A 25,939-nucleotide genomic window follows, 5' to 3' on the forward strand; every position below is an offset into this window, starting at 1 on the left:
GAAAAAGCCGCCCCGGAAGCCAGCGCTTCACACTTTGACGTTATACTCGCGCCGCAGGGTGGCGAAACCCGGCGCCGGGCGGGCGCTGATTTGGATCGGTAATTGTGATAATTTGCTCAGGTTTGCACCAGCGCGGCTGGCGCGAACCGTGGGCTGGCGTTCATAAACCGCAGTGATACAGGCACAGGGATGCGATTAACAACCAAGTTTTCTGCGTTTATTACCTTATTAAGCTTACTGGCGATGTTACTGATGCTGGTAGGCTGCGCTTTTAGTTTTATCTGGCTGTCGCAGCAGCGCGTAGAGAACCGCGTGCAGACGCTGGCGACGGAAGTCGATAAAGCGCTGGCCAGCCAGTCACCGCAGGAACTGACGCAGTGGCTGACGCGCCTGATGCCCGTCATCAATGCCGAACAGCTGGAACTGCATCACGATGATACCGTGCTGTTCCGCCTCGCGCGTCATGAAAATCCGATGCTGGAAGACGAGCCCAACCGTTTCATTCAACTGGATGTGCCGCTGGTGCACGCGCCGGGCATGGCGCTGCGCGTGGTGGTGCTCGATCCCGCCAAAACCTGGTTCCGCTCGTTCACCGGTGCCTACACGCTGATTATCCTGCTGACGGTGGTGGCGATCATGTCGGCGCTGCTGGTGATGACGCACCGCTGGCTTAACCGCCGCTGGCAGCATATGGAGCGGCTGGAGGCGCGCGCGGAGCGCATTCTGGCTGGCGAGCGCGCGCCACGCAGCGATACCATCGCCGAATGGCCGCCGAAAGCCAGCCGCGCTATCGATCTGCTGCTGGGGGATTTACAGGAAGCCGGTGAGCAGCGTCTGCGTATCGACACCTTAATCCGCACCTTTGCCGCGCAGGATTCGCGTACCGGCCTGAATAATCGCCTGTTTTTCGATAACCAGCTGGCCACGTTGCTGGAAGACCAGGAAGACGTTGGTACGCACGGTGTGGTGATGATGGTGCGGCTGCCGGACCTCGACACCCTGCATGAAACCCTCGGGCCGACGCTGGTCGATGAATACCTGTTCGACCTGGTGAACATGCTCTCCACTTTCGTGCTGCGCTATCCGGGTGCGCTGCTGGCGCGCTATTTCCGCAGCGACTTTGCCGTACTGCTGCCGCACCGCACTTTGAAAGAGGCCAACAGCATTGCCGACCAGCTGATCAACGCGGTGGATTCATTGCCGCCGATGCGCATGGTGGATCGCGATGACCTGATCCACATTGGCATCAGCGCCTGGCGCAGCGGCGAGTCGGTGTCGCAGGTGATGGAGAATGTCGAACTGGCCACGCGCCGGGCGGCGCTGCAGGGCGGCAACAACTGGTCGGTGGGCGAGGGCAATACGCTGGAGATGGGGCGCGGCAGCGTGCGCTGGCGCACCCTGCTGGAAAACACCGTGAACCGCGGCGGCCCGCGTCTGTACCAGAAACCGGCGGTGCTGCTGGACGGCAAAGTGCATCACCGTGAAATGCTGGCGCGCGTGTTCGACGGCGATAAAGAGGTGGTGTCGGCAGAGTTCATGCCGCTGGTGCTGCAGCTTGGCATGGCCGACAGCTGGGATCGCCAGCTGGTCATGCGTATTGCGGCGCTGTCGGAGGTCTGGCCGGATGAAACGCTGGCGCTGCCGGTGAATATCGATTCGCTGCTGCAACGGCCGTTCCAGCGCTGGCTGCAAAAATTGCTGCTGCAGTGCAGTAAATCGCAAAGAAAACGATTTTTATTTGAACTTGCTGAGGCGGATGTTTGTCAACACATCAATCGTTTAGTGCCGGTTTTCCGCATGCTGACCGCGTTTGGCTGTCGGATTGCGGTAGATCAGGCCGGATTAACGGTGGTGAGTAGCGCTTACATCAAGCAGTTCCCGATTGAGCTGATCAAGCTCGATCCGGGCCTGATTCGCAACATTGAGCGCCGTACAGAAAATCAGCTGTTCGTGCAAAGTTTGCTGGAAGTGTGTAAATCCACGCCCACCAAAGTCTTTGCCGCCGGTGTACGCACGCGCGCGGAGTGGCAAACGCTGGCCGGGCTGGGCGTCGCGGGCGGCCAGGGCGACTTTTTTGCCCCTTCGCTGCCGGTGAACAGTAATGTGAAGAAACACTCGCAACGTTACCGGATTTAGCGCGTCAGCCACAGATACGGCAGCAGGCGGCTATTTTTCGCCTTTATGCCGTGCGCAGCCGGCGCGATCGGCGGCGGGAAATGTTAGATTTTATGTCGGAATTCACCCGCGACCGGCGGGTGAATTTGCGTTTAGAGCGGCAGCTTAGCGCCGTTTAACGCCGGTGTCGGACGGCAGCACCGCCGCGAAAAATTATTCAGCCTGGTTTTTCACCGAAGCAGAACGTTTTTGCGCCTTGTAGCGGCTTCGCGTGGTTGGTAAAGTAGGCGGATTTTATTTTCCGCCCCCAGCTTGCAGGATTATCCCTTAGTATGTTTAAAAAATTTCGTGGCATGTTTTCCAATGACTTGTCCATTGACCTGGGTACCGCGAATACCCTGATTTACGTAAAAGGACAAGGCATCGTGCTGAACGAGCCTTCTGTGGTTGCCATTCGTCAGGATCGCGCCGGCTCCCCAAAGAGCGTAGCGGCTGTTGGTCATGATGCAAAGCAGATGCTTGGCCGTACGCCGGGTAACATCGCAGCTATCCGTCCGATGAAAGATGGCGTTATCGCCGACTTCTTCGTGACTGAAAAAATGCTCCAGCACTTCATCAAGCAAGTGCACAGCAACAGCTTTATGCGCCCCAGCCCACGCGTGCTGGTGTGCGTGCCGGTCGGTGCAACCCAGGTTGAACGTCGTGCCATCCGCGAATCGGCGCAGGGCGCCGGTGCCCGTGAAGTGTTCCTGATTGAAGAACCCATGGCCGCGGCAATCGGCGCGGGTCTGCCAGTGTCAGAAGCGACCGGCTCGATGGTGGTGGATATCGGTGGCGGTACGACCGAAGTCGCGGTTATCTCCCTGAACGGCGTGGTTTACTCTTCTTCTGTGCGTATTGGTGGCGATCGCTTCGATGAAGCTATCATTAACTACGTGCGCCGTAATTACGGCTCGCTGATTGGTGAAGCCACCGCTGAGCGTATCAAGCATGAGATCGGTTCTGCTTATCCGGGTGACGAAGTGCGCGAGATCGAAGTGCGCGGCCGTAACCTGGCTGAGGGCGTGCCGCGTGGCTTTACGCTGAACTCGAATGAAATCCTGGAAGCGCTGCAGGAGCCACTGACCGGTATCGTCAGTGCCGTGATGGTCGCGCTGGAGCAGTGCCCGCCGGAGCTGGCGTCTGACATCTCCGAGCGCGGTATGGTGCTGACCGGTGGCGGCGCGCTGCTGCGTAACCTGGATCGTCTGCTGATGGAAGAGACCGGTATTCCGGTGGTGGTCGCAGAAGATCCGCTGACCTGCGTAGCGCGCGGCGGCGGTAAAGCACTGGAAATGATCGACATGCATGGCGGCGATTTGTTCAGCGAGGAGTAATTCCTCTCCGGCTGAGACCGTGGTCAAATTGCGCAGGGAATAGCGACGATACCCAAAATCAGCACAACGGCAGGACGATGGCCATCGCATGCCGCACGGCAGCCTCAGCAGCAGGCACCGGGCAGCAGCGGCACAACGTCGTCACTGCGGTTTGCAGGATGCGGGGTAACTGGCGACGCTGCGCACGACGGCGTATAGCGTCCAGCCCTGGAGGCGTGAGTGCAGACACTCACGCTTCTTCCCTGATGTCGAGGAATTCGCAGAATTTATGAAGCCGATTTTTAGCAGGGGACCTTCCCTGCAGTTGCGCCTGTTTCTGGCCGTGATTGTGGCTATCGCGATTATTGTCGCCGATAGCCGGATCAGCACGTTCTCCCAGATCCGCAACTACCTGGACACGTCGGTCAGTCCATTTTACTTCCTGGCCAACGGGCCACGACAGCTTCTTGACGGCGTTTCCGAAACGCTGGCCTCGCGCCAGCAGCTGGAGCTGGAAAACAAAGCGCTGCGCCGTGAGCTCTTCCTGAAAAACAGTGACCTGCTGATGCTGGGGCAATACAAGCAGGAAAACGCGCGTCTGCGCGAGCTGCTCGGCTCGCCGCTGCGTCAGGATGAGCACAAAATGGTGACCCAGGTGATCTCCACCGGCACCGATCCTTACACCGATCAGGTGATCATCGATAAAGGCAGCGTCAACGGCGTGTATGAAGGCCAGCCGGTGATCAGCGATAAAGGCGTGGTCGGCCAGGTGGTGGCGGTAGGGCAGATGACCAGCCGCGTGCTGCTGATTTGTGATGCCTCGCACGCCCTGCCGATTCAGGTGCTGCGTAACGATATTCGCGTCATCGCCGCCGGTAACGGCTGCAGCGAAGATCTGCAGCTGGAGCATCTGCCGGGCAATACGGATATTCGCGTCGGTGATGTGCTGGTGACGTCAGGCCTGGGCGGACGCTTCCCGGAAGGCTATCCGGTCGGCGTGGTGTCGTCAGTGAAAGTGGATACGCAGCGTGCCTATACCGTGATTCAGGCGCGTCCGACCGCCGGTCTGCAGCGTCTGCGCTACCTGCTGCTGCTGTGGGGTGCGGATAAGAACGGCGACATGCCGATGGCACCGGATGAAGTGCATCGCGTGGCCAACGAGCGCCTGATGCAGATGATGCCGCAGGTGCTGCCGCCCGCGGGCGAAATGGGGCCGCCGGCACCCGCCATGATGCAGCAAAATCAGCAGATGGGGCCGCCACAGCCCGCCGCCAGCAGCCGTTCGCAGGGTAATCCGGCGAACTCGCGCGGAGGCCAGCCTTGAGTCGATATCGCAGCCAGGGGCGTTGGGTGATCTGGCTGTCCTTCCTTGTTGCGCTTATCCTGCAAATCATGCCGTGGCCGGATCAGATTTACATGTTCCGGCCATCGTGGCTATTGCTGATCCTGATCTACTGGGTGCTGGCGCTGCCGCACCGGGTCAATGTGGGCACCGGCTTTTTCCTCGGCGCCATTATGGATCTGGTCGCCGGCTCAACGCTGGGCGTGCGTGCGCTGGCGTTCAGCATTATCGCCTATCTGGTGGCCTTTAAATTTCAGCTATTCCGTAATCTGGCGTTGTGGCAGCAGGCATTAATGGTTATGGTGCTGTCGCTGGCGGTTGATGTGATTGTTTTCTGGGCAGAATTTCTGGTCATCAACGTCTCCTTCCGCCCGGAAATCTTCTGGAGTAGCGTGGTCGACGGTATCCTGTGGCCCTGGCTATTCTTACTGATGAGAAAGATTCGCCGTCAGTTTGCTGTGCAATAAGGAATACAATGATAACCCTCTACCTGGCTTCCGGCTCACCGCGTCGGCGCGAGCTGTTAACGCAGCTTGGCCTGCAGTTTGAGCGCCTGATTACCGATGTTGAAGAGCAGCGTCAGCCGGGTGAGGCGGCGGAGTCTTATGTGCGGCGTCTGGCCAGCGATAAGGCGCGGGCCGGCGTGCGGATAGCACCGCAGGATCTGCCGGTGCTGGGCGCTGACACCATCGTGGTGCTGAATGGCGAAGTGCTGGAGAAACCGCGCGATGCGGCGCATGCCGCACAGATGCTGGGTAAACTGGCCGGGCAAACCCATCAGGTCATGACGGCCGTGGCGCTGGCCGATGCGCAGGGTGAACTGGATTGCCTGGTGACCACAGACGTGACATTCCGCACTATCACGGCAGAGGAAATTTCGCACTATATCGCCAGCGGCGAGCCGATGGATAAAGCCGGCGCGTACGGTATTCAGGGCCTGGGCGGCAACTTTGTGCGCCGCATCAATGGAAGTTATCACGCCGTAGTGGGATTGCCGCTGGTGGAAACCAGCGAACTGCTGAGCCATTTTCAGTCGCTGCGTGCGTTAAGGGGACAAGATGACGGCTGAACTGCTGGTAAATGTGACACCTTCTGAAACCCGTGTTGCCTATATTGACGGCGGCATTCTGCAGGAAATCCATATTGAGCGCGAAGCGCGGCGCGGTATTGTCGGCAATATCTACAAAGGGCGCGTCAGCCGGGTACTGCCGGGCATGCAGGCGGCGTTTGTCGATATCGGCATGGACAAAGCGGCCTTTCTGCACGCCTCGGACATCATGCCGCACACCGAATGCGTGGCGGGTGATGAGAAGAAGAACTTTATCGTGCGCGATATCGCCGAGCTGGTGCGTCAGGGACAGGATTTAATGGTGCAGGTGGTGAAAGATCCGCTCGGCACCAAAGGGGCACGCCTCACCACCGATATCACGCTGCCGTCGCGCTACCTGGTCTTTATGCCGGGGGCTTCACACGTGGGCGTCTCACAGCGCATTGAAAGCGAGGCCGAACGTGAGCGGCTGAAAGCGGTGGTTGCCGCTTACTGTGACGATCTCGGCGGCTTTATTATTCGTACCGCCGCAGAAGGCATTGGCGCAGAAGAGCTGGCGCAGGACGCGGCATTTTTAAAGCGCCTGTGGACCAAAGTCAGCGAGCGTAAGAAGCGCAACCAGACGCGCTGCCTGCTTTACGGCGAGCTGGCGCTGGCGCAGCGCGTGCTGCGCGATTTCGCCGGCGCAGCGCTGGATCGCATCCGCGTCGATTCGCGCCTGACCTGCGATCTGCTGGTGGAATTTACCAGCGAATATATTCCGGAGATGGCCAGCAAGCTGGAGCTGTACAACGGCAAGCAGCCGATTTTCGATCTCTATGACGTGGAGAACGAGATTCAGCGCTCGCTCGAGCGCAAGGTGGAACTGAAATCTGGCGGTTACCTGATTATCGACCAGACCGAAGCCATGACCACGGTGGACATTAACACCGGTGCGTTTGTCGGCCACCGCAACCTCGACGAAACCATTTTTAATACTAATATCGAAGCCACGCAGGCGATTGCGCGCCAGCTGCGGCTGCGTAATCTCGGCGGCATTATCATCATCGATTTTATCGACATGAATAATGACGATCATCGCCGGCGCGTGCTGCACTCGCTGGAGAGCGCGCTGAGCAAAGATCGCGTCAAAACCAGCATCAACGGCTTCTCCGCGCTGGGGCTGGTCGAGATGACGCGCAAACGCACGCGCGAAAGCATTGAGCACGTGCTGTGTGCCGATTGCCCGGTGTGCCAGGGACGCGGTTCGCTGAAGACGGTGGAGACCGTGTGCTATGAAATCATGCGTGAAATCGTCCGCGTCCATCACGCTTACGACTCCGACAGCTTCCTGGTGTACGTGTCGCCCGCAGTGGGTGAAGCGCTGAAAAGCGATGAGTCGCACGCGCTGGCCGAAGTGGAAATTTTTGTCGGCAAGCAGGTCAAAGTACAGGTTGAACCGCTCTACACGCAGGAGCAGTTTGACGTCGTCATGATGTAAGTCGTGAGGTTGAACGCCGTAACCCAACGGAAAGCAAGGAGAGGTGTGTGAGGCGGTTGCCGGGGATTTTGTTACTGCTGCTCGCCGCAATCATCGTCATTGTGGCGCTGCTGGTCAGCGGGCTGCGCCTTGTGATGCCGCATCTCAACAGCTATCGCGGCGAGGTGCTGCACACCCTTTCGCGCGTCAGCGGCGTCACCATCGATGCCAGTGAAATTCAGGGAAAATGGGAGAATTTTGGCCCGACCCTGCAGGTGCGCGATCTGCGTATCGACATGGAAAAAGATGGCGAGCTGCAGATTGGCCGCGTTACGCTGGCGCTCAATGTGTGGCAGTCGCTGCTGCACTGGCGCTGGCAGTTTCGCGATCTCACCTTCTGGCAGCTGCGGCTGGCAACCAACCGTCCGTTGCTCACCAGCGACGAGCAAAAAAACAGCTTCAAACCGGCCCAAATCAACGATCTGTTCTTACGCCAGTTTGACCATTTCGATCTGCGCGACAGCAGCATCCGTTTTCTCACGCCTTCCGGCCAGCATGCCGAACTGGCGATTCCCCGCCTTACCTGGCTGAACGAGGACAACCGCCATCGCGCCGAAGGCGAAGTGAGCCTGTCCAGCTTCACCGGCCAGCACGGCGTGGTGCAGGTACGACTCGATCTTAACGATACTAACGGCTTACTCAACGACGGCCGCATCTGGATGCAGGCCGATGACGTGGACGTGCGGCCGTGGATTGGCCGCTGGCTGCGTGATAATACCAGCCTGCAAAGCGCGCGTTTCAGCCTGGCCGCGTGGGTCAACCTGCGCGACGGCGAGGTGTATGCAGGCGATCTGCTGCTGAGCAAAGGCGGCGCGCGCTGGCGCGGCGAGCAGGGCGATCATCAGCTGCAGGTGGATGGCCTGACCGCGCATCTGGCGCGCTACCAGAATGGCTGGAGCCTGACGGTGCCGCAAACCCGGCTGATGACTGACGGCGTGGCTTGGGATGCCGGCCATATCGCCCTGCTGTGGAAGCCGGAAGATAAACAGATGATCGGCGCGAACAGTGCAGCAGAAGTGCGGGTGCGTGCCACCCGTCTTGATCTGCAGCGTCTGGCACCGCTGGTGCCGCTGTTTGCGCCGCTCTCACCTACGCTGCTGGACAACTGGCGGGCGCTGCAGCCGCGCGGCTATATCGACGCGCTGGCGCTGGATATTCCGCTGGCGCAGCCGGAGCAGACGCGTTTGCAGGCGCGCTGGCGCGATCTGGCGTGGCAGCACTGGCAGCTTTTGCCGGGCATCAGCAATCTGAGCGGCAGCGCCAGCGGCAGTCTGAACCACGGCCAGCTGGATGTGCAGATGGGCCAGGCGGAAGTGCCGTACGGCGATATGTTCCAGGCGCCGTTACAGATTCAGCAGGTCACCGGCAGGATTAACTGGCTGCGCGATGGCAACGGCCTGACGCTGGATGGCCAGCAGCTGGACGTGCAGGCACGTTCGCTATGGGCGCGCGGCGATTTCCGCTATCAGCAAAATGTCGGTAAAGCGCCGCGGCTCGACATTCTTGCCGGGATTCGCGTCACCGACGCCGGTGATGCGTGGCGCTACTTCCCTGAGCCGCTGATGGGCCACGATCTGACGCAGTATCTCAGCGAAGCGGTCAAAGGCGGCCAGGTGGAGAATGCCACGCTGCTGTTTGCCGGCGATCCGCGTCTGTTCCCGTTTAAGCACCACGACGGCATGTTTGAAGTGGCCGTGCCGGTGCGCAATGCTACCTTCCAGTTCCAGCCAGGCTGGCCGGCGCTGCAAAACCTCGATATCGACCTCGATTTTATCAACGACGGTCTGTGGATGAAGGCGGCGCAAACCCGGCTGGGTGCGGTGGACGCGCGCAACGTCAGTGCGGTAATCCCGGATTACCTGAAAGAGAAGCTGATCATTGACGGTGATTTGAGCGGCGAAGGTAAAGATATCGCCGACTATTTCGCCCGCACGCCGCTCAAATCCACGCTGGGTGCGGCGCTGGAGCAGCTGCAGATTGGCGGCAACGTGCGTGGTTCGCTCAACCTGGATATTCCGCTGGATGGGGAACTGGTGCACGCCAGCGGTAACGTGGTGCTGAATAACAACAGCCTGCACATTAAGCCGCTCAACACCACGCTGAAAAACCTGACCGGACGTTTCCGCTACAACAACGGAAACCTGGAGAGTGAAGAGCTGCAGGCCAACTGGTTCGGTCAGCCCACCGGCGTGCGTTTCACCACCACGGAAAATCCCGATGATTTTGGCGTTAACGTCAAACTGCTGGGCGACTGGCAGCCGGCAAAACTGGCCATGCTGCCTGCCAGTGTAAGCAGTAAGCTGGGCGGCAGTCTGGCGTGGCAGGGCAATGTCGACATCACGCTGCCGCATCAGGGTGGGGCGCGCTACAAGGTTGATATCAATGGTGACGGCAAGACAGTGAGCAGTCACTTACCTCCACCACTGGATAAAGAGGCCGGTGAGGCACTGCCCATCGCCATTAATGCCAGCGGCGATTTGCACAGTTTTAACCTCAGCGGCAGCGTGCGTGAGCACCATCGCTTTAACAGCCGCTGGCTGCTGGAGCCGCAGCTGCGCGTCGATCGCGGTATCTGGCTGAATGATGCCAAAAGCACGCCGGCGCTACCGGATCGGCGCGGGATGGTGCTTAATCTGCCGGCGCTGGACGGCGAAGCCTGGCTGGGGCTGATGACCGGCACGACGGGTTCACGCAATGCGCAGGGCGAGACGGACATCGGCGGCGCACTGCTGCCGGGCGATGTGACGTTGCGCACTCCGGCCCTGACGCTCGGCGGCCAGCAGTGGCACGATGTTAATGCCACGGTGACTCAGGGCGCGGGCGGCAGCACGCAACTTCAGCTGGAGAGCCGCGAAGCGCGCGGCAGCCTGCGAACCGCACAACACGCGCCGTGGCAAATCGACCTGAGCTATCTTTATTACAATCCGCAATGGAGTGACGGTGAAGCGGGCAAGGCCTCCTCGCCGTTCAGCGGGGACAGCGGCATTGATTTCCGCAGCTGGCCAGCGCTGCAGCTCAACTGCGCTGAGTGCTGGCTGCGCGGGCAGAAGTTCGGCCACATCCAGGCCAGGCTCCAGCCGCAGGGAGAGACGTTAGCACTCACTAACGGCAGCGTCGATACCGGCAGCTCGAAGCTCAATGTCGCGGGTGAATGGGTGAACAAAGCGGGCGAGCAGCGCACCTCGTTAAAAGGCAGCCTGAGCGGCAAAAATATCAATGATGCCACCAACTGGTTTGGCATGAACACGCCGCTGCGCGATGCGCCGTTTAAAATTGATTATGACCTGCACTGGCGCTCCGCACCGTGGCAGCCTTCAGAAAAGACGCTGAGCGGCACGCTGAAAACTCACTTCGGCAAAGGGCAGATTGCGGATGTGAACACCGGTCGTGCCGGACAGTTGTTGCGGCTGGTGAGCTTCGATGCCCTGCTGCGTAAGCTGCGCTTCGATTTTAGCGATACCTTTAATGAAGGTTTCTGGTTTGATTCGATCAACGGCACGGCGTGGATTGAAAACGGCGTGATGCGCACCGATAACCTGCTGGTGGATGGCCTCGAAGCGGATATCGCCATGCAGGGCAAAATAGATCTGGTGCAGCGGCAAATCGACATGGAAGCGGTGGTGGCACCGGAGATCGGCGCCTCGGTTGGCGTGGCCACCGCGTTTGTGATTAACCCGGTGGTCGGCGCGGCGGTTTTTGCCGCCAGCAAGGTGCTGGCACCGTTGTGGAATAAGATTTCGCTGCTGCGCTATCACATCAGCGGACCGCTGGATAAGCCGGAAATCAATGAAGTGCTGCGCAAACCGCGCGAAGCCGATAAGAAGTGAATTTGACGCCGTCGGGGAATTGCCGCAGGCTATGACTATCCGAGCACATAATGAGTGAGAAACGATGACTCTGAATCTGGTAAGTGAGCAGTTACTAGCTGCGAACAGCATTAATCAGCAGGACCTTTTTTCCCTGTTAGGGCAGCTTTCAGAACGTCGTCTGGACTATGCCGATCTCTATTTTCAGTCCAGCTTCCATGAATCCTGGGTGCTGGAAGACAAAATCATTAAAGATGGCTCTTATCATATCGATCAGGGTGTGGGCGTCCGCGCGGTAAGCGGGGAGAAAACCGGTTTTGCCTATGCCGATCAAATCAGCCTCAACGCCCTGCGCCAGTCGTCCGAAGCGGCGCGCAGTATCGTGCGCGAGCAGGGCAATGGCAAAGCGCACGCGCTCTCCGCGGTGCTTAACCGTTCGCTGTACGCGCCGGTCAATCCGCTGGACAGCCTGACGCGCGAAGACAAAATCGCGCTGCTGCACCGGGTTGATAAAGTGGCACGCGCCACCGATCCGCGCGTGCAGGAAGTGAATGCCAGCCTGAGCGGCGTCTACGAGCAGGTGCTGGTCGCCGCCACCGACGGTACGCTGGCGGCGGATATTCGTCCGCTGGTGCGCCTGTCCATTAGCGTTCAGGTGGAAGATCAGGGTAAACGCGAGCGCGGCGCCAGCGGCGGCGGTGCGCGTACCGGCTACGAATTCTTCCTTGCCGATGAGAGCGGTGATGTACGGGCCGATGTCTGGGCGCGCGAAGCGGTGCGCATGGCGCTGGTTAACCTGTCCGCCGTCGCGGCGCCAGCCGGTACGCTGCCGGTGGTGCTGGGTGCGGGCTGGCCAGGCGTGCTGCTGCACGAAGCGGTGGGCCACGGTCTGGAAGGGGATTTCAACCGCCGCGAGACTTCCGTCTTCAGCGGTAAGATGGGCCAGCTGGTGGCGTCCGAACTCTGCACCGTGGTTGACGACGGTACCCTTCAAGGGCTGCGTGGTTCGCTGGCGGTGGATGATGAAGGCGTGCCGGGACAATACAACGTGCTGATCGAAAACGGCGTGCTGAAAGGCTATATGCAGGACAAGCTCAATGCGCGTCTGATGGGCGTGCCGCCTACCGGTAACGGTCGTCGTGAATCCTATGCGCACCTGCCGATGCCGCGCATGACCAACACCTATATGCTGGCGGGTAAATCGACGCCGCAGGAGATCATTGAGAGTGTGGAGTATGGTCTGTATGCCCCTAACTTTGGCGGCGGCCAGGTCGATATCACCTCCGGCAAGTTTGTGTTCTCGACCTCCGAGGCTTATCTGATCGAGAACGGCAAAGTCACCAAACCGGTGAAAGGCGCGACGCTGATCGGCTCCGGCATTGAGGCGATGCAGCAGATTTCCATGGTCGGTAACGATCTGGCGCTGGATAAGGGCGTCGGCGTGTGCGGTAAAGAGGGCCAGAGCGTGCCGGTCGGCGTAGGTCAGCCCACGCTGAAGCTGGATAAAATTACCGTGGGCGGAACGGCTTAAGGTTCATGCTGGTGCGCATCAGTGCGCACCCTGTCAAAACCGCGCAATGGGTTTGTACAATGCTTGTCAGTTATGAGTAAACAGCACGCACACTTTGGTAGCGGCGCAATTTATTGCGCGAAGCATGGATGGGAACGGTGCTGCTAGTAGTACGCGCGATTAATAGCGCCGCTACGAAATCTGCGGTAATTGAATTTGGTACTTAACTGAGCGGCATTACGCAATTGTTTTGCCAGGTCACCTTTCAGGGTGACCTTGCATGCATAACTGCCCCGCATTTCTCCGTCTGCGTCCTTAAGGCCAGCAATACCCGCGCGCCACCCCGGCTAACTTTTGCGGTGCTGCTGATACTGCCTCGCCACCTGCCTGAAATACTCGGTCAGATAATTGATACACACCTGCACCTTGAGCGGCAGCTTATCCTTCTCGGTATAGACGGCATACACCGGGCGCGGCTCCGAGTGATACTGCGGGAACAAAATATCGATCTCACCGGCGTTAATCTCATCAATCACCCACATCAGCGGCACATAGGCGATACCGCAGCCCGCTTTCAGCCAGCGAATCAGCGTCTGCGAATCATTGGTGACAAAACGGCCCTGCGGTGTCAGGCGCGTCACCAGGCCTTCCGGCGCCACCAGCTCGAAGGTGTTATCCGGGCGCACGCTGTACTCCAGCCAGGAAAAGTTGTCGATTTCAGCCGGCTTTTCCGGCGTGCCGTGCTGGGCCAGGTAACTCTTCGCCGCGCATACCACCATCGGCATGGCGCCCAGCCGGCGCGAGAACAGGTTGGAATCCTGCAGCTCACCGACGCGTATCACCACATCCAGCCCGTTAGCAATCAGGTCCGGCGCCGGTATGCCGGTCATCAGGTTGACGCTCAGTCCCGGGTATTCGTGCAGCATCTCGCTGGTCATGGCAGAGAGGACATTTTGCGCCATGGTGGTTGAGCAGCCGATGCGTAAAATCCCGATCGGCGTGTTGTTGAAGGCGTACAGCTGTTCGTGCACCTGCGAGGCCTCTGCCAGCATGCGGCGGCAGCCCTGATAATAAATCTTACCGGCTTCGGTCAGGCCCAGACTGCGGGTGCTGCGGTTAAGCAGTTTCACCTGCAGCTCATCTTCCAGTCTGGCAACAATCTGGCTGATTGACGAGACGCTGAGCTGCAGCTGGCGTGCGGCGGCGGTAAATGAGCCCAATTCAACCACTTTGGCGAAAATGGACATGCCTTTGAGTCGTTCCATTGTTTACTCTGGCTAAAAAGTGATTTAGCTCACAATATGTAGAAAACGTATAGTCAAGCGCGTTACTATACGCACGCAGGGTCTCTTCACCGCACCTGAACACGGCAGTGTTTACCCGATGATACGCTATGATTAGCTCAACGCGGCCTGAATGTTGTCATCAGATTATCCGTCATCCCACTATCATCAACCCGACGTGCCAGAGGGCATGAGGGCAGGTATCGGTGCAATCCGGCAAGGTCGAACTAAGGAACCGAAATGAGTGTGCTTCCGGTATTTGTCGTATTCGGGCTGTCTTTTCCGCCCATCTTCATTGAACTACTGGTTTCGCTGGCGCTGTTCTGGCTGGTGAAACGCGTGCTGACGCCCAGCGGGATTTACGATCTGGTGTGGCACCCGGCACTTTTTAACACAGCGCTGTATTGCTGTGTGTTTTACCTTGTATCCCGTCTATTCGTCTGAGGTTTTAAGTGAAAGCGCTAATAAGAAAAATCGCGCGTTACGCCATTACGCTCCTGCTGGTTATCATCGCTGTTGTTATTATCTTCCGCGCCTGGGTGTTCTATACCGAGTCGCCGTGGACGCGTGACGCCAAATTCTCCGCCGACGTGGTGGCGATCTCCCCGGACGTGACCGGACTGATCACCGACGTCCCGGTACACGACAACCAGCTGGTGAAAAAAGGCGATACGCTGTTTATCGTCGACCGTCCGCGCTACCAGAAAGCGCTGGATGAGGCGCAGGCGGATGTCGAATATTACCAGGCGCTGGTTAGTGAAAAACGCCGTGAAGCGGCGCGGCGTAACCAGCTCGGTACCAGCGCGATGTCGCGTGAAGCTATTGAGCAGTCGAACAGCGACCTGCAGACCAGTGAACATCAGCTGGCCAAAGCGGTGGCGACGCGCGATCTGGCGGTGATCGACCTCGATCGCACCACCATCAAAGCACCGTCCGACGGCTGGGTCACCAACCTCAACGTCTACCAGGGTGAATTCATCACGCGCGGCTCGGTGGCCGTGGCGCTGGTGCAGCAGCACTCGTTCTACGTGCTGGCCTACATGGAAGAGACCAAGCTGGATGGCGTGCGTCCCGGCTTCCGTGCGGAAATCACTCCGCTGGGCAGCAACACGGTGCTGCGCGGCACGGTTGACAGCATCGCGGCTGGCGTGACCAACAGCAGCAGCAGCGTTGACAGCAAAGGCATGGCCACCGTGGACTCCAACCTTGAGTGGGTGCGTCTGGCGCAGCGCGTGCCGGTGCGTATTCGCCTCGACGATCAACCCGGCAACCGCTTCCCGGCGGGGACCACCGCCACCGTGGTGATCACCGGTGACAAAGACCGCCAGACCAAAGTGTCGCCGATGGCGCAGCTGTTCAACCGCCTGCGTGAGTTTGGTTAAGCGGGGGCGATATGATTGAGTTTTTGCGTTTCCCGGTAAAGCTGACCTTCGCGCTGGTGGCAGCGCTGATGATTGGCTTTCACTTCAATCTGGAAACGCCGCGCTGGGCGGTGATGACCGCCGGCATCGTGGCTGGCGGCACCGCCTTTGCCGCGGGCGGCGATCCTTACTCTGGCGCGCTGCGCTACCGTGGCGTTCTGCGTATTATCGGCACCTTTATCGGCTGTATCGCGGCACTCACCATCATGATTGCGACGGTGCGCGCGCCGGTGGTGATGCTGCTGCTGTGCTGCCTGTGGGCCGGCATGTGCGTCTGGCTCTCATCGCTGATTAAAGTCGAAAACTCCTACGCGCTGGGCCTCGCCGGCTACACCGCGCTGATCATCGTGGTGACCGCCGATGCCAGCGGCGGCCTGACGCTGGCGCCGCAGTTCGCCGTGGAGCGCTGCAGCGAAATTGTGCTCGGTATTCTGTGCGCTATTCTCGCCGACATGCTGTTCTCTCCGCGCTCGATCAAGAAAGTGATTGATGCGGAAGTGGATGCGCTGCTGGTCGCGCACTACCGCCTGCTGCAGCTGTGCGTGGCGCACGAGGATAAAGAGGAAGTCGACAAAGCCTGGAGCGCGCTGGTGCGCCGCACGACCGCGCTCAACGGTATGCGCAGTCAGCTGCTGATGGAGTCGTCGCGCTGGAGCAACACCAGCCGCCGGCTGCAAATGCTCAACACGCTATCGCTGACGCTGATTACTCAGGCCGCTGAGACCTTCCTGATTCAGAATTCGCGCCCGGATTACATCCCGCCGCAGTATCGCCTGCTGATTGAGAAAGAGGTAACCAGCGTCAGTGACGTACATAAGCGCATGAAGCTGATGCGCCGCGTTATCGGCGTCAGCAGTAAAAGCGTGCCGTTTACCCTGGCCAGCTGGGTCGGCGCAGCAACCGAATATCTGCTGCTGATCAATGGCGTCAAAAGTAACAGCCGTATCACCACGCTGGAGGAGAGCATTCTGCAGCGTGAAGTGGTGATCCAGGCGCGTTCAGCGGAGACGCATCATGCGATGATCAATGGCGTGCGCACTTTTGTCGCCACCGCGCTCGGTTCGCTGTTCTGGCTGTATACCGGCTGGACTTCCGGCAGCGGCTGCATGGTGATGCTGGCGGTGATTACCGCGCTGGCGATGCGTATGCCGAATCCGCTGATGATGGCGAAAGACTTCTTCTACGGCATGGCCTTTGCGGTGCCGCTGGGCATGCTCTACTTCATCTGGGTATTGCCGGGCACCCAGCAAAGTGCCTTGCTGTTGTGTATCGCGATTGGCGCACTCGGCTTTATCGGCGGCATCTTTGTACAGCGGCGGCAGATTGGTACGCTGGGCGCGCTGATCGGCACCATCAACGTGCTGGTGCTGGATAACCCGATGAAGTTTGAGTTCAACGTGTTTCTCGACAACGCGCTCGGCCAGTGGATTGGCAGCTTTGTGGCGATGATGGTGATTTTACTGATTCGTGACAAATCCAAAGCCCGCACCGGACGCAAGCTGCTGAATCGCTTTATGTATGCTGCGGTGGCAGCGCTGACCACCAATCAGGCGCGCCGGCGGGAAAACCATTTACCGGCGCTTTATCAGCAGCTGTTCCTGCTGCTTAATTTGTTCCCGGGCGATATCGACAAGTACCGGATTGCGCTCACGCTGATTATTGGTCATCAGCGCCTGCGCAACGCGGAGGTACCGGTCAATGCCGACCTGTCGGCGTATCACCGCCAGCTGCGCGCCACCGCCGACCGCATTATTGCGGCCAGCAGCGATGATAAACGGCGCTACTACTTTGAGCGCCTGCTGCAGGAGCTGGACGTTTATCAGCAGAAGCTGCAGCACTATGCCGCCCCGGCCAGCGTGACGGAACCGGTGAAACGGCTGTCGATGATGCTGGATAAGTACCAGAACACCCTCATCCAAATCTGAAACTGGCCGCTGCCTGGCGCAGCGGCTGGCCTGATGCCACGCTGACCCTCATTGCCCGATTATTGCCATCTATACTTTCCTGACAGGATGCTTACTGACAGGAGAATAACGATGTCCACTTCCCTGCAACAACACGAACTGTTCAACACTGGCTACTTCGCTGACGGCCAGTGGCACACCGCCAGCAGCACCTTTGATGTCACCAATCCGGCCACCGGCGAGGTACTGGCGCAGGTGGCGAAAGCCGGCAAGGCTGAAACCGAACAGGCGATTGCCGCCGCACAGCGCGCTTTTCCGGCGTGGCGCGACAAAACCGCCAAACAGCGCAGCGAAATCCTATATCGCTGGTACCAGCTGATCATTGAGCACAAAAGCTGGCTGGGCCAGCTGATGACCGCCGAGCAGGGCAAACCGCTGCAGGAAGCCGAGGGGGAAGTAGAGTACGCCGCCAGCTTTATTCAATGGTTTGCCGAGCAGGCGAAGCGCGCCAACGGCGAAATTATCCCGCCGGCCAAAGCCGGTTCACGCATTCTGGCGACGCGCGAGCCGATTGGCGTGGTCGCTGCCATCACGCCGTGGAATTTCCCGATGGCGATGCTGACGCGCAAACTCGGACCGGCGCTGGCGGTCGGCTGCACCGGCATCATCAAGCCGGCCAATAACACCCCGCTCAGCGCCTTTGCGCTGGTGGCGCTGGCACAAAAGGCGGGCGTGCCGGACGGCGTGCTGAACGCGGTAGCTGGCGACACGCACGCCATCAGCGACGCCATTATGGCTTCCCGCGCGGTGCGTAAAATCTCCTTTACCGGTTCCACCGCAGTGGGGAAAACGCTGATGCGGAACGCGGCCGAAACCATGAAGAAAGTCTCGATGGAGCTGGGCGGCAACGCGCCCTATATCGTGTTTGACGATGCCGATATCGACGCGGCGGTGCAGGGGGCTATCGCCAACAAATTCCGTAACGCCGGCCAGGTGTGCGTCAGCGTTAACCGCTTCTATATCCACAACGCAATATACGACCGCTTTGTGCATCAGCTGGCTGAGGCGGTGGGCAAACTAAAAGTGGGCAATGGCGTGGAGCCGGGCGTGGTGGTCGGGCCGCTGATTGAGCCGTCTGCGGTGGAGAAAGTGGCGGAGCATGTCAAAGATGCGCTGAGCAAAGGCGGGAAGCTGCTGGTGGGCGGCGAGCGCCATCCGCTGGGCGGCAACTTCTGGCAGCCGACGGTGATTGCCGATGCGCATGAAGAGATGCAGCTGGCGCGGGAAGAGACCTTCGGTCCGGTGGCCGCCTGCTTCCGCTTTGACGATGAAGCTGAGGTAATCGCGCGCGCCAACAACACCGAATACGGTCTGGCGGCTTACTTCTATACGCAGAATCTGCAGCGCGTGTTTCGCGTTTCGGCGGCGCTGGAAGCCGGCATGATTGGGATCAACGAGTGCGCGGTCTCGACCGAGCTGGCGCCGTTTGGCGGCGTGAAAGAGTCCGGACTGGGACGCGAAGGATCGGTGCTGGGCATGGAAGAGTATCTGGAAGTCAAAGCGCTGCACCTCGGCGGGCTGGCGTAGCGAGAGGATGTCACCATGAGAACCGAGCGTTTCGACTTCAATGAAATCGTCGATCAGGCTCATTTCTACCGTCAGTTTTGCGAACGTTTCGCGCTGGCGGATCGCACCATTCAGGATCTGGACGATCTGTGGGAAATGATCATCGGCGAGCAGATCCCGCTGCCGCTGGAAATTGCGTTCATCAATCTGGGAAAAGGGCAGAAACGCCGCTATGGTGCGCTGATATTGCTATTCGATGAGGCAGAAGAGGAGCTGGAAGGCCAGCTCCGCTTTAATGTTCAGTAGCACAACCAAAAAGGGCCCCGGCAGGCGGGGCCAAAGGGTTCGTCAGAATTGACGAGGAATTATTTGTACAGCTCTGCAGTCAGGTGATAGCTGTCACCGGTGCGCGCTTCAATCACTTTATACGCGCTGGCACCCTGCTCATCGGCTTTCTGAGAAAGCTGAGCGCGGTAATCCATAGGTGAGCCGCCTGTTCCGCTAACGGTAATGGTCTGGCCGGTAGATTGCAGATTCTGCGCGGATTCATCCGTTACCAGTTGGGCAGCCGAAGCGCCAAAAGCGAACAGAGAAAGCAGCGTAGCGGTTGCGATGGTTGTTTTGATTTTCATAATTCGTCTCCTCATTAGAATCAACAACCTGCGGCACGAAGAGGGTAAGCGGGTCGTCGATCTTCTCCCGGCGACTGCATAACGCCGGATCGATAGTTAAAGTTTATTTGTACAGTTCAGCCGTCACGTGGAAGGTGTTGTCCTGATTGTTCTCAATGATGCGGTAATGGCTGGCACCCTGAGCATCGGCTTTCTGGGACAGTTCCTGACGAATATTGGTCTGGTCGCCGTCGACGCCGCTCACGCTAATGGTCTGATTCAGCGGCTGCAGATTTTCAGCCTGGGTGTTGGTTACCAGGGTGGCAGCACTGGCGCCAAAAGACAGAACGGAAGCCAGACTCAGTACAGCAATAGATAATTTGGTTTTCATGATTCACTCTCCTGAAATGGGGTGGGCAACCTGAGAGGCAAACGCCTCTCAAACGGGTCGCCGTTCACACTGCATCTTGTTCCGGCAAACTTATTTATAAAGTTCCGCGGTTGCGTGGTAGCTGTTGTCGTTATAAGCCTCAACAACGCGATAGGCTTTAGCACCTTGCGCTTCAGCTTTGGCGTTCAGCTGCTGATGGATATCCATCGGTGAGCCGCCAATGCCGCTGACGCTGATGGTGCCGACCGGCTGCAGGTTCGCTGCCTGTTCGGCATTGATAGAATCTGCGGCGAAAGCACCAAATGACAGGGCAGATAGAACACTCAGGGTGGCGATAGTAGTTTTAACGTTCATGGTATTTTTCCTCGTCTTCTATTTTTCTCTTTTTGATTTCGTGTGATTTGCATCACGAAAAGAAGTATAGATCTAATCACCCATGAAATTAATATCCCGCTAATAATGATTGGTTGTAATTCTTTATCCTTATGGCACATTTTTATAACGCAAAGTTATTAAAACCGCCTGGATCTTAACCAGGAGGGTGTATTTCCATGCAAAAACAATGATCTGCATCAAATTATCTTTTTGTGCGAAACAATGTGGTTGATCAAGCTGGCTGTGAGCTAAAAGCAAGAGATAACCGCTGAGCACTAATTGTAAAGCAGCGTAAAATAGCGCAAAGGGTTAAGCAGGCGAAAAGGTCGTACCAATAATTTCGCGCATCGAGAACCCGGCGGAATATGGCTAAGCAGTTATTTTGTAAGGTGTTGGCGGTAAAACAGCGGGATAAGCGCGGGCGGGCAGGCAAGGTTACCGGCAGGTGAACCGCCGGTAACAGACAGGGTTTTATAGTTCCTGTTCGAATAACACCAGCACGGCGTCATACAGCTGCTTAACCGTAAAGGCGCGCGCTGGCGTAATAAAGATGGTGTCGTCACCGGCGATGGTGCCGAGAATGCCTTCGGCTTTGCCGAGGGAGTCGAGCAGGCGGGCGATCAGCTGGGCTGCGCCCGGGCTGGTATGAATCACTACCAGCGCATCGTTATAGTCGATATCCAGCACCAGATTCTTCAGCGGGCTGGTGGTGGTGGGCACGCCCAGTTCGGCAGGCAGGCAGTACACCATCTCCATTTTGGCGTTACGCGTGCGCACCGCGCCAAACTTGGTCAGCATACGAGAAACTTTTGACTGGTTGATGTTGCCGAAGCCGTCTTCCTGCAGCGCCTGGACAATTTCGCCCTGAGAGCTGAACTTTTCTTCTTTCAGTAAGGCTTTGAACGCCTTTATCAGATCGTCTTGTTTAGATGGGTTTCGCATAAGCTACCAATAAAAGAGGGTTGCAGCAGGCAACAGGCCCGTCGTAGATAAATTATTATGCATTTAGATGAATTTTTATGCAATAAGCGGATGCGTGAATTCACGGCATGCGCGTGTGGGGCGGGCATGATAACAGAGTTTTATCCTGCACCAAAATCGCGCGCTGGCGCGCAAAGCGAAGGTTGCAAAGTTGTTATATTATTGAAGTGGTAACAACAAAACGATGATCATTGCCGTCCATAGTCTTCTGGCTGCGACTGGATCATTCAGGCGACTTCTGAAGTGGAGATGTCTCGGGAGCCGATTGCGGCGTAATGTTATTGCGCGACAGGTGTGTCGCTATCGCCTGAGAAGTTGATTAAACTCGTAACCTGATGGATTTCCGGCATATCTCTGCCCCACCTTAATAAGGAGTTCAGGATGAAAGTTGCCGTTCTCGGTGCAGCTGGTGGTATTGGCCAGGCACTCGCTCTGCTGCTCAAGACCCAATTACCCGCAGGTTCAGCCCTCTCACTGTATGACATTGCCCCGGTGACGCCAGGCGTCGCGGTTGATCTCAGCCACATTCCTACTGCCGTGAAAGTCGAAGGGTTCAGTGGCGAAGATGCCACGCCGGCTCTGCACGGCGCTGATGTGGTGCTGATCTCGGCCGGTGTGGCACGCAAACCTGGCATGGACCGCGCCGATCTGTTTAACGTCAACGCCGGTATCGTGCGTAACCTGATTGAACAGGTGGCGACCACCGCGCCAAAAGCGCTGATTGGCGTCATCACTAACCCGGTAAATACCACGGTGGCGATTGCCGCCGAAGTGCTGAAAAAAGCCGGTGTGTACGATAAAAACCGGCTGTTTGGCGTCTCAACGCTGGATGTGATTCGCGCCAACACCTTTGTCGCTGCCCTGAAGGGCAAACAGCCTACGGAGATTGAAGTGCCGGTGGTCGGCGGGCATTCAGGCGTGACCATTCTGCCGCTGCTGTCGCAGGTTAAAGGCGTCAGCTTCAGCGAGCAGGAGATCGCCGACCTGACGAAACGTATTCAGAATGCCGGTACCGAAGTGGTGGAAGCCAAAGCCGGTGGCGGCTCGGCGACGCTGTCGATGGGCCAGGCGGCGGCGCGCTTTGGTCTGTCGCTGATTCGTGCACTGCAGGGCGAAGCCAATGTCGTAGAGTGCGCCTATGTGGAAGGCGACGGCGAGTACGCGCGCTTCTTCTCGCAGCCGCTGCTGCTGGGCAAAAACGGTATCGCCGAACGCCGTCCGCTCGGGCCGCTCAGTGATTTCGAACAGCAGGCGCTTAACGGCATGCTGGAGACGCTGAAAAAAGATATCGCGCAGGGCGAAGAGTTTGTGAAGTAACTCGCGCGTAAAGAAAAAACGCCCGGCGCATGCCGGGCGTTTTGTTTTACAGGCCACCGGATTTGAAGGTCCGGCTGGCAGTCGAACCGTTGCTGGCCGGCGTTTTGCGCCCCAGCGTTTCCATGCGAACCTGGAACGGCGGGAACGGCATCTCAATGCCATGCTCTTCAAAGCCGCGCAGAATCAGCTGATGCAGCTCATGGCGCAGCGGCATGCGATGACCCATCTCCGCCGCGTGCACGCGCAGCTCAAACAGCTGAATGCCCTGCTGCAGATCCACCAGGAACACATCCGGCGCCGGCATATCCAGCACGTAGGTACAGCGATCGGCCGCCTGCTTCAGGATGGTCGTCACCTCTTCGCTGTTAACGTGGGCCGGTGCCGGAATGGTCAGCACCACGCGCGTCACCGAATCCGACAGCGACCAGTTGACGAACTGCTCGGTGATAAAGGCCTTGTTCGGCACAATAATCTCTTTGCGGTCCCAGTCGGTAATGGTGGTGGCGCGCGTATTGATGCGGGTGATGCTGCCGGTCAAATCGCGAATGGTCACGGTATCGCCGATACGAATTGGTTTCTCAAACAGGATGATCAGACCGGAGATAAAGTTAGCGAAGATCTCCTGCATCCCAAAGCCCAGTCCCAGACCCAGCGCCGCTACCAGCCACTGCAGTTTTGACCACTCCACGCCAATAATCGAGAAGCCAATCAGACCGCCGACCAGCATCAGCGCGTATTTGGTCAGGGTGGTAATGGCGTAACCGGTACCGGGCGACAGGCTGAGGTGTTGCAGCAGCGCCAGCTCCAGCAGCGCCGGCATATTGCGCACCAGCTGGGTGGTAATGATAAAGATCAGGATGGCGATCAGCACGGCACCCAGCGTAATGGGCTGTACGCTCTCAACGCCCTGCACCGTGGTGCTGGCATCCCACAGCGGAATGTTGTCGAGGAAGCTAAACGCGGAGTGGATCTCAGACCACAGCACAATCACCGACACCAGCGCAATCAGCGTCAGAATCGAGCGGACCAGCCGCAGCGACTGCGCGCTGATCGCATCCAGATCGATAATCGGCTCTTCGACTTCCACGGTATCGGTGCTGACGGCAGACTGCTGCTCTTTTTCCTCTTCGCTGCGCGCGCGGTTGGCCAGCATATCGGCACGACGCTGGCGCGCGCGGTCAAAGGCGATGCGGCGGCGCTGAATCAGCATCCAGCGGCGGATGATGTGGTAAATCACCAGCAGGAAGAACCAGATGCCGACCGAGGTTTCCAGACGCGCCAGCAGCGCCTGCGCGGTGGCCAGATAGCCAATGCAGGAGGCCAGCGCCGCTACCAGCGGGATGGCGATCATCAGGTTCCACAGGATCCGGTTAACGAAGTTGTCGCCGTCGCCCTCTTTATCTAAATAGAGCGGGATACCGGCGCGTTTCAGACTGACGGTGACAATGCTCAGCGCCCCGCAGATCAGAATAAAGCACAGGCGCCCCAGCGTGGCGGAGAACTGCGGGTCGTCGAGGTTGGCGAAAGCAATCAGCAGCATAATCAGCGGTACGATCAGGCCGACCGTCAGCGAGTAATAACGCATGGCGCGCGCGACCCGCGCCTGTGGCCAGCGGAAGTGCACGACAAACAGGCCGTCAGGACGGGCAAAAGCCGCGCTGATCATGAATGCCCACAGCAGCGGCAGGGTGGCAGTGATGCCATCGCCAATCGCCACGGCAAACGGGTAAGGCCAGGCGTGCTGCAGGCCAAAGCCGAGCGCGGCCCACAGCACCGGCAGCGGCACCGCGACCAGAATCGACCAGAAGACGGTGCGCAGCGTCAGGCTGAAGCGGTCCTGCGTTACTTTCCCCACGCGGCTGGCCGCGCGCGCCATAAAGGCGTTGTAGTGACGACGCGTGCTGATGCTAAAGCCCACCAGCAGAATGGCACCAATAATCGGCAGCACCGTTTCGCGGTTAGTGAACATCATCGCCAGCGCTTTGCCCAGCTGGCCCAGCGTGTCCAGCGACAGCAGGCGCGTCAGGTCGGTGGCCACATCCAGCGGATATTTCAGGCCAACCGGGCTGACGTCGGCGGTCCAGAACAGATAGCGGTGCGTCGCCTCTTTGACTTCACTCAGCGCGTCCTGCAGCTGCGTATTGGAAACCTTCAGCTTGGTAATTTCCAGAATCAGCGTGTCGCAGCCGGAAATCAGTGAGTTCAGCAGTTCACGCTGGGTTTTCAGCTGGGCATCCAGAATGCGCGTCTGTTCACTGGTGAACGGCGTGCCGTCCGCCTGTTTCTCTTTGCGCAGCGCCTGCTGGCGCTCCAGCAGGTCTTCATAATGCAGCCGCTGCACGCGCAGCTGGCCCATTTCACTGTCGATCTGCTGGGATTTCGGCATCTCCGGCAGGCGCGCCACCTGCGCGCGCAGCGCTTCACCCAGCAGATTTGACACGCCCAGCCACTGTGACTGCTCGCGCAGCGTGCTCAGCGCCTGGCGCACCTGCAATGTCTGATTGGTGGCGAGACGCTGCTGCGAGGCCACCAGATCCATACGCTGCGCCTGCTGATTAAGATCGGCGGAGAGCTCGCGGTTAACGCGGAACTGATCGCTGATGGAGGCCGGCAGATCGCCGCTGTTTTCCGCCAGCTGTTCGGTGCGCTCCAGCGCCAGTTCGGCTTCGCGCTGACGCTGGTTGTTGAGCTGATTGCGCAGCGCCTGCAGATAGTTATCCAGCTGGGTCGCTTTGCGCTGATGCACTTCCGCGCGCATGCGCGCCAGCTCCTGACGGTTATTGGCCGACAGCTGCGCCAGCTCCAGTTCATCTACCCGCGCTTTACTGGCTGCGCTCTCGGTCTGACGCGCATAAATCTGCGCCTGTGCCAGCGGGGTAGCGGCAGCCGCCACGCCCTGTGCGCGCCGTTCACTTTCGGTCATGGCGCGCCGCGCATCGGTCTGCTGCTGCGGCAGCTGCGACAGAGAATCGCTGATTTCGCGGGCGCGATCCTGCTCCTGCTGCGCCTGGCGGCTCTCCTCCAGCAGCTGGCTGCTAACCTGCAGGATCTCCTGATCCAGCTCGGCATTGCTCATGTTGCTGCGCACTGGCTTGCTGCTATCGGTCAGCGTGGCGATTTGCTGACGCAGTTCGCGCGCCAGCCGCGGGAAATCATCGATCACCTGCTGATACTGTTTCGCCCGTTCCAGCGAGTCGTCGCGTTCGGACAGGAAGTTAATTGCTGCTTCCAGCGCCTGCACCTGTTCGGCCTGGCTGGGCGAGCTTTTCGCGGATTTCGCCGTTTCCAGATCTTGTTTCAGCTGGCTGGCGGGTGGAACGGTGGCGGCAAAGACGGTGCTGCTGAGCACCAGGCTCAGCAGCAGAAAAAGAGAGGCGCGCACGGCGGTGTTTCCC

The 25,939-nt window shown here is 58.7% G+C and carries 20 protein-coding genes; 14 read left to right on the forward strand and 6 right to left on the reverse strand.

Going from position 1 to position 25,939, the window contains the following annotated elements:
* Positions 1 to 189 precede the first annotated feature (189 nt).
* The 8 genes from csrD (at position 190) to tldD (ending at position 12,716) form a co-directional block, all read left to right on the forward strand.
* Entirely contained in the window at positions 190 to 2,136 is a 1,947-nt protein-coding gene (csrD, locus tag C1Y43_RS10600; protein WP_058759881.1) for an RNase E specificity factor CsrD, read from the forward strand.
* A gap of 311 nt (positions 2,137 to 2,447) precedes the next feature.
* Positions 2,448 to 3,491 (forward strand): rod shape-determining protein MreB, encoded by a 1,044-nt coding sequence (gene mreB, locus C1Y43_RS10605; protein ID WP_003855260.1) that lies wholly within the window; start codon positions 2,448 to 2,450, stop codon positions 3,489 to 3,491.
* A gap of 268 nt (positions 3,492 to 3,759) precedes the next feature.
* Positions 3,760 to 4,794 (forward strand): rod shape-determining protein MreC, encoded by a 1,035-nt coding sequence (mreC, locus tag C1Y43_RS10610; protein WP_021508152.1) that lies wholly within the window; start codon positions 3,760 to 3,762, stop codon positions 4,792 to 4,794.
* On the forward strand, positions 4,791 to 5,279 hold the full coding sequence (gene mreD, locus C1Y43_RS10615) for a rod shape-determining protein MreD (RefSeq protein WP_031279826.1): 489 nt from the start codon (positions 4,791 to 4,793) through the stop codon (positions 5,277 to 5,279). Before mreC ends, mreD begins: the two co-directional genes overlap by 4 nt.
* A gap of 8 nt (positions 5,280 to 5,287) precedes the next feature.
* Positions 5,288 to 5,881, forward strand: coding sequence for a nucleoside triphosphate pyrophosphatase (locus C1Y43_RS10620; protein WP_021508150.1), 594 nt, complete (start codon positions 5,288 to 5,290; stop codon positions 5,879 to 5,881).
* The gene (gene rng, locus C1Y43_RS10625) at positions 5,871 to 7,340 is read left to right on the forward strand and encodes a ribonuclease G (protein WP_021508149.1); all 1,470 of its coding nucleotides are present in this window, start codon (positions 5,871 to 5,873) and stop codon (positions 7,338 to 7,340) included. Before C1Y43_RS10620 ends, rng begins: the two co-directional genes overlap by 11 nt.
* 47 nt (positions 7,341 to 7,387) lie before the next feature.
* On the forward strand, positions 7,388 to 11,206 hold the full coding sequence (yhdP, locus tag C1Y43_RS10630; protein ID WP_104188183.1) for an AsmA2 domain-containing protein YhdP: 3,819 nt from the start codon (positions 7,388 to 7,390) through the stop codon (positions 11,204 to 11,206).
* A 64-nt stretch (positions 11,207 to 11,270) separates the two neighbouring features.
* Positions 11,271 to 12,716, forward strand: a complete 1,446-nt coding sequence (gene tldD, locus C1Y43_RS10635) for a metalloprotease TldD (RefSeq protein WP_104188185.1) — start codon at positions 11,271 to 11,273, stop codon at positions 12,714 to 12,716.
* Positions 12,717 to 13,042: 326 nt separating this feature from the next.
* Here the strand turns inward: tldD and aaeR are convergent, their stop codons facing one another.
* Entirely contained in the window at positions 13,043 to 13,960 is a 918-nt protein-coding gene (aaeR, locus tag C1Y43_RS10640) for an HTH-type transcriptional activator AaeR (protein ID WP_058771467.1), read from the reverse strand.
* A gap of 258 nt (positions 13,961 to 14,218) precedes the next feature.
* Between aaeR and aaeX the strand changes: the two genes are divergently transcribed.
* The 5 genes from aaeX (at position 14,219) to C1Y43_RS10665 (ending at position 19,175) form a co-directional block, all read left to right on the forward strand.
* Entirely contained in the window at positions 14,219 to 14,422 is a 204-nt protein-coding gene (aaeX, locus tag C1Y43_RS10645) for a p-hydroxybenzoic acid efflux pump operon protein AaeX (protein ID WP_021508145.1), read from the forward strand.
* 8 nt (positions 14,423 to 14,430) lie between these two features.
* Positions 14,431 to 15,360, forward strand: a complete 930-nt coding sequence (gene aaeA, locus C1Y43_RS10650) for a p-hydroxybenzoic acid efflux pump subunit AaeA (protein WP_058759877.1) — start codon at positions 14,431 to 14,433, stop codon at positions 15,358 to 15,360.
* Between the two features lie 11 nt (positions 15,361 to 15,371).
* Positions 15,372 to 17,324: a p-hydroxybenzoic acid efflux pump subunit AaeB gene (gene aaeB, locus C1Y43_RS10655; protein ID WP_021508143.1), complete on the forward strand. Its 1,953-nt coding sequence runs from the start codon at positions 15,372 to 15,374 to the stop codon at positions 17,322 to 17,324.
* Between the two features lie 111 nt (positions 17,325 to 17,435).
* Positions 17,436 to 18,890 (forward strand): NAD-dependent succinate-semialdehyde dehydrogenase, encoded by a 1,455-nt coding sequence (locus C1Y43_RS10660; protein ID WP_104188187.1) that lies wholly within the window; start codon positions 17,436 to 17,438, stop codon positions 18,888 to 18,890.
* Between the two features lie 15 nt (positions 18,891 to 18,905).
* A complete protein-coding gene (locus C1Y43_RS10665) occupies positions 18,906 to 19,175 on the forward strand; it encodes a hypothetical protein (RefSeq protein WP_104188189.1) in 270 nt (89 codons plus the stop codon).
* A 59-nt stretch (positions 19,176 to 19,234) separates the two neighbouring features.
* Here C1Y43_RS10665 and yhcN (C1Y43_RS10670) read toward each other — a convergent pair whose 3' ends face one another.
* From yhcN (C1Y43_RS10670) to argR, 4 genes are all read right to left on the reverse strand, one after another.
* A complete protein-coding gene (yhcN, locus tag C1Y43_RS10670; protein WP_021508140.1) occupies positions 19,235 to 19,501 on the reverse strand; it encodes a peroxide/acid stress response protein YhcN in 267 nt (88 codons plus the stop codon).
* Between the two features lie 103 nt (positions 19,502 to 19,604).
* Positions 19,605 to 19,871, reverse strand: a complete 267-nt coding sequence (locus C1Y43_RS10675; protein ID WP_021508139.1) for a YdgH/BhsA/McbA-like domain containing protein — start codon at positions 19,869 to 19,871, stop codon at positions 19,605 to 19,607.
* Between the two features lie 90 nt (positions 19,872 to 19,961).
* Complete coding sequence (yhcN, locus tag C1Y43_RS10680; RefSeq protein WP_021508138.1) at positions 19,962 to 20,225, reverse strand: peroxide/acid stress response protein YhcN; 264 nt, start codon at positions 20,223 to 20,225, stop codon at positions 19,962 to 19,964.
* A 492-nt stretch (positions 20,226 to 20,717) separates the two neighbouring features.
* On the reverse strand, positions 20,718 to 21,188 hold the full coding sequence (gene argR, locus C1Y43_RS10685) for a transcriptional regulator ArgR (protein WP_021508137.1): 471 nt from the start codon (positions 21,186 to 21,188) through the stop codon (positions 20,718 to 20,720).
* 420 nt (positions 21,189 to 21,608) lie between these two features.
* Here argR and mdh point away from each other — a divergent pair, with 420 nt between their 5' ends.
* Positions 21,609 to 22,544 carry a malate dehydrogenase gene (mdh, locus tag C1Y43_RS10690; protein WP_021508136.1) on the forward strand — a complete coding sequence of 312 codons (936 nt, stop codon included), beginning with the start codon at positions 21,609 to 21,611 and terminating at the stop codon, positions 22,542 to 22,544.
* 46 nt (positions 22,545 to 22,590) lie between these two features.
* On the opposite strand, the gene mscM is transcribed toward mdh, so the two are convergent.
* Positions 22,591 to 25,926 carry a miniconductance mechanosensitive channel MscM gene (gene mscM / locus C1Y43_RS10695; protein ID WP_058771346.1) on the reverse strand — a complete coding sequence of 1,112 codons (3,336 nt, stop codon included), beginning with the start codon at positions 25,924 to 25,926 and terminating at the stop codon, positions 22,591 to 22,593.
* Positions 25,927 to 25,939 lie beyond the last annotated feature (13 nt).

It is taken from the genome of Pantoea sp. ICBG 828 (assembly GCF_002928355.1).
Taxonomy (GTDB): Bacteria; Pseudomonadota; Gammaproteobacteria; order Enterobacterales; family Enterobacteriaceae; genus Pantoea; species Pantoea dispersa.

Excerpts from the sequence above, each read along its gene's own strand:
- csrD (WP_058759881.1), top strand. The coding sequence starts at position 190 with ATGCGATTAACAACCAAGTTTTCTGCGTTTATTACCTTATTAAGCTTA.
- mreB (WP_003855260.1), top strand. The coding sequence starts at position 2,448 with ATGTTTAAAAAATTTCGTGGCATGTTTTCCAATGACTTGTCCATTGAC.
- mreC (WP_021508152.1), top strand. The coding sequence starts at position 3,760 with ATGAAGCCGATTTTTAGCAGGGGACCTTCCCTGCAGTTGCGCCTGTTT.
- C1Y43_RS10620 (WP_021508150.1), top strand. The coding sequence starts at position 5,288 with ATGATAACCCTCTACCTGGCTTCCGGCTCACCGCGTCGGCGCGAGCTG.
- rng (WP_021508149.1), top strand. The coding sequence starts at position 5,871 with ATGACGGCTGAACTGCTGGTAAATGTGACACCTTCTGAAACCCGTGTT.
- tldD (WP_104188185.1), top strand. The coding sequence starts at position 11,271 with ATGACTCTGAATCTGGTAAGTGAGCAGTTACTAGCTGCGAACAGCATT.
- aaeR (WP_058771467.1), bottom strand. The coding sequence starts at position 13,960 with ATGGAACGACTCAAAGGCATGTCCATTTTCGCCAAAGTGGTTGAATTG.
- aaeX (WP_021508145.1), top strand. The coding sequence starts at position 14,219 with ATGAGTGTGCTTCCGGTATTTGTCGTATTCGGGCTGTCTTTTCCGCCC.
- aaeB (WP_021508143.1), top strand. The coding sequence starts at position 15,372 with ATGATTGAGTTTTTGCGTTTCCCGGTAAAGCTGACCTTCGCGCTGGTG.
- C1Y43_RS10660 (WP_104188187.1), top strand. The coding sequence starts at position 17,436 with ATGTCCACTTCCCTGCAACAACACGAACTGTTCAACACTGGCTACTTC.
- C1Y43_RS10665 (WP_104188189.1), top strand. The coding sequence starts at position 18,906 with ATGAGAACCGAGCGTTTCGACTTCAATGAAATCGTCGATCAGGCTCAT.
- yhcN (WP_021508140.1), bottom strand. The coding sequence starts at position 19,501 with ATGAAAATCAAAACAACCATCGCAACCGCTACGCTGCTTTCTCTGTTC.
- C1Y43_RS10675 (WP_021508139.1), bottom strand. The coding sequence starts at position 19,871 with ATGAAAACCAAATTATCTATTGCTGTACTGAGTCTGGCTTCCGTTCTG.
- yhcN (WP_021508138.1), bottom strand. The coding sequence starts at position 20,225 with ATGAACGTTAAAACTACTATCGCCACCCTGAGTGTTCTATCTGCCCTG.
- argR (WP_021508137.1), bottom strand. The coding sequence starts at position 21,188 with ATGCGAAACCCATCTAAACAAGACGATCTGATAAAGGCGTTCAAAGCC.
- mdh (WP_021508136.1), top strand. The coding sequence starts at position 21,609 with ATGAAAGTTGCCGTTCTCGGTGCAGCTGGTGGTATTGGCCAGGCACTC.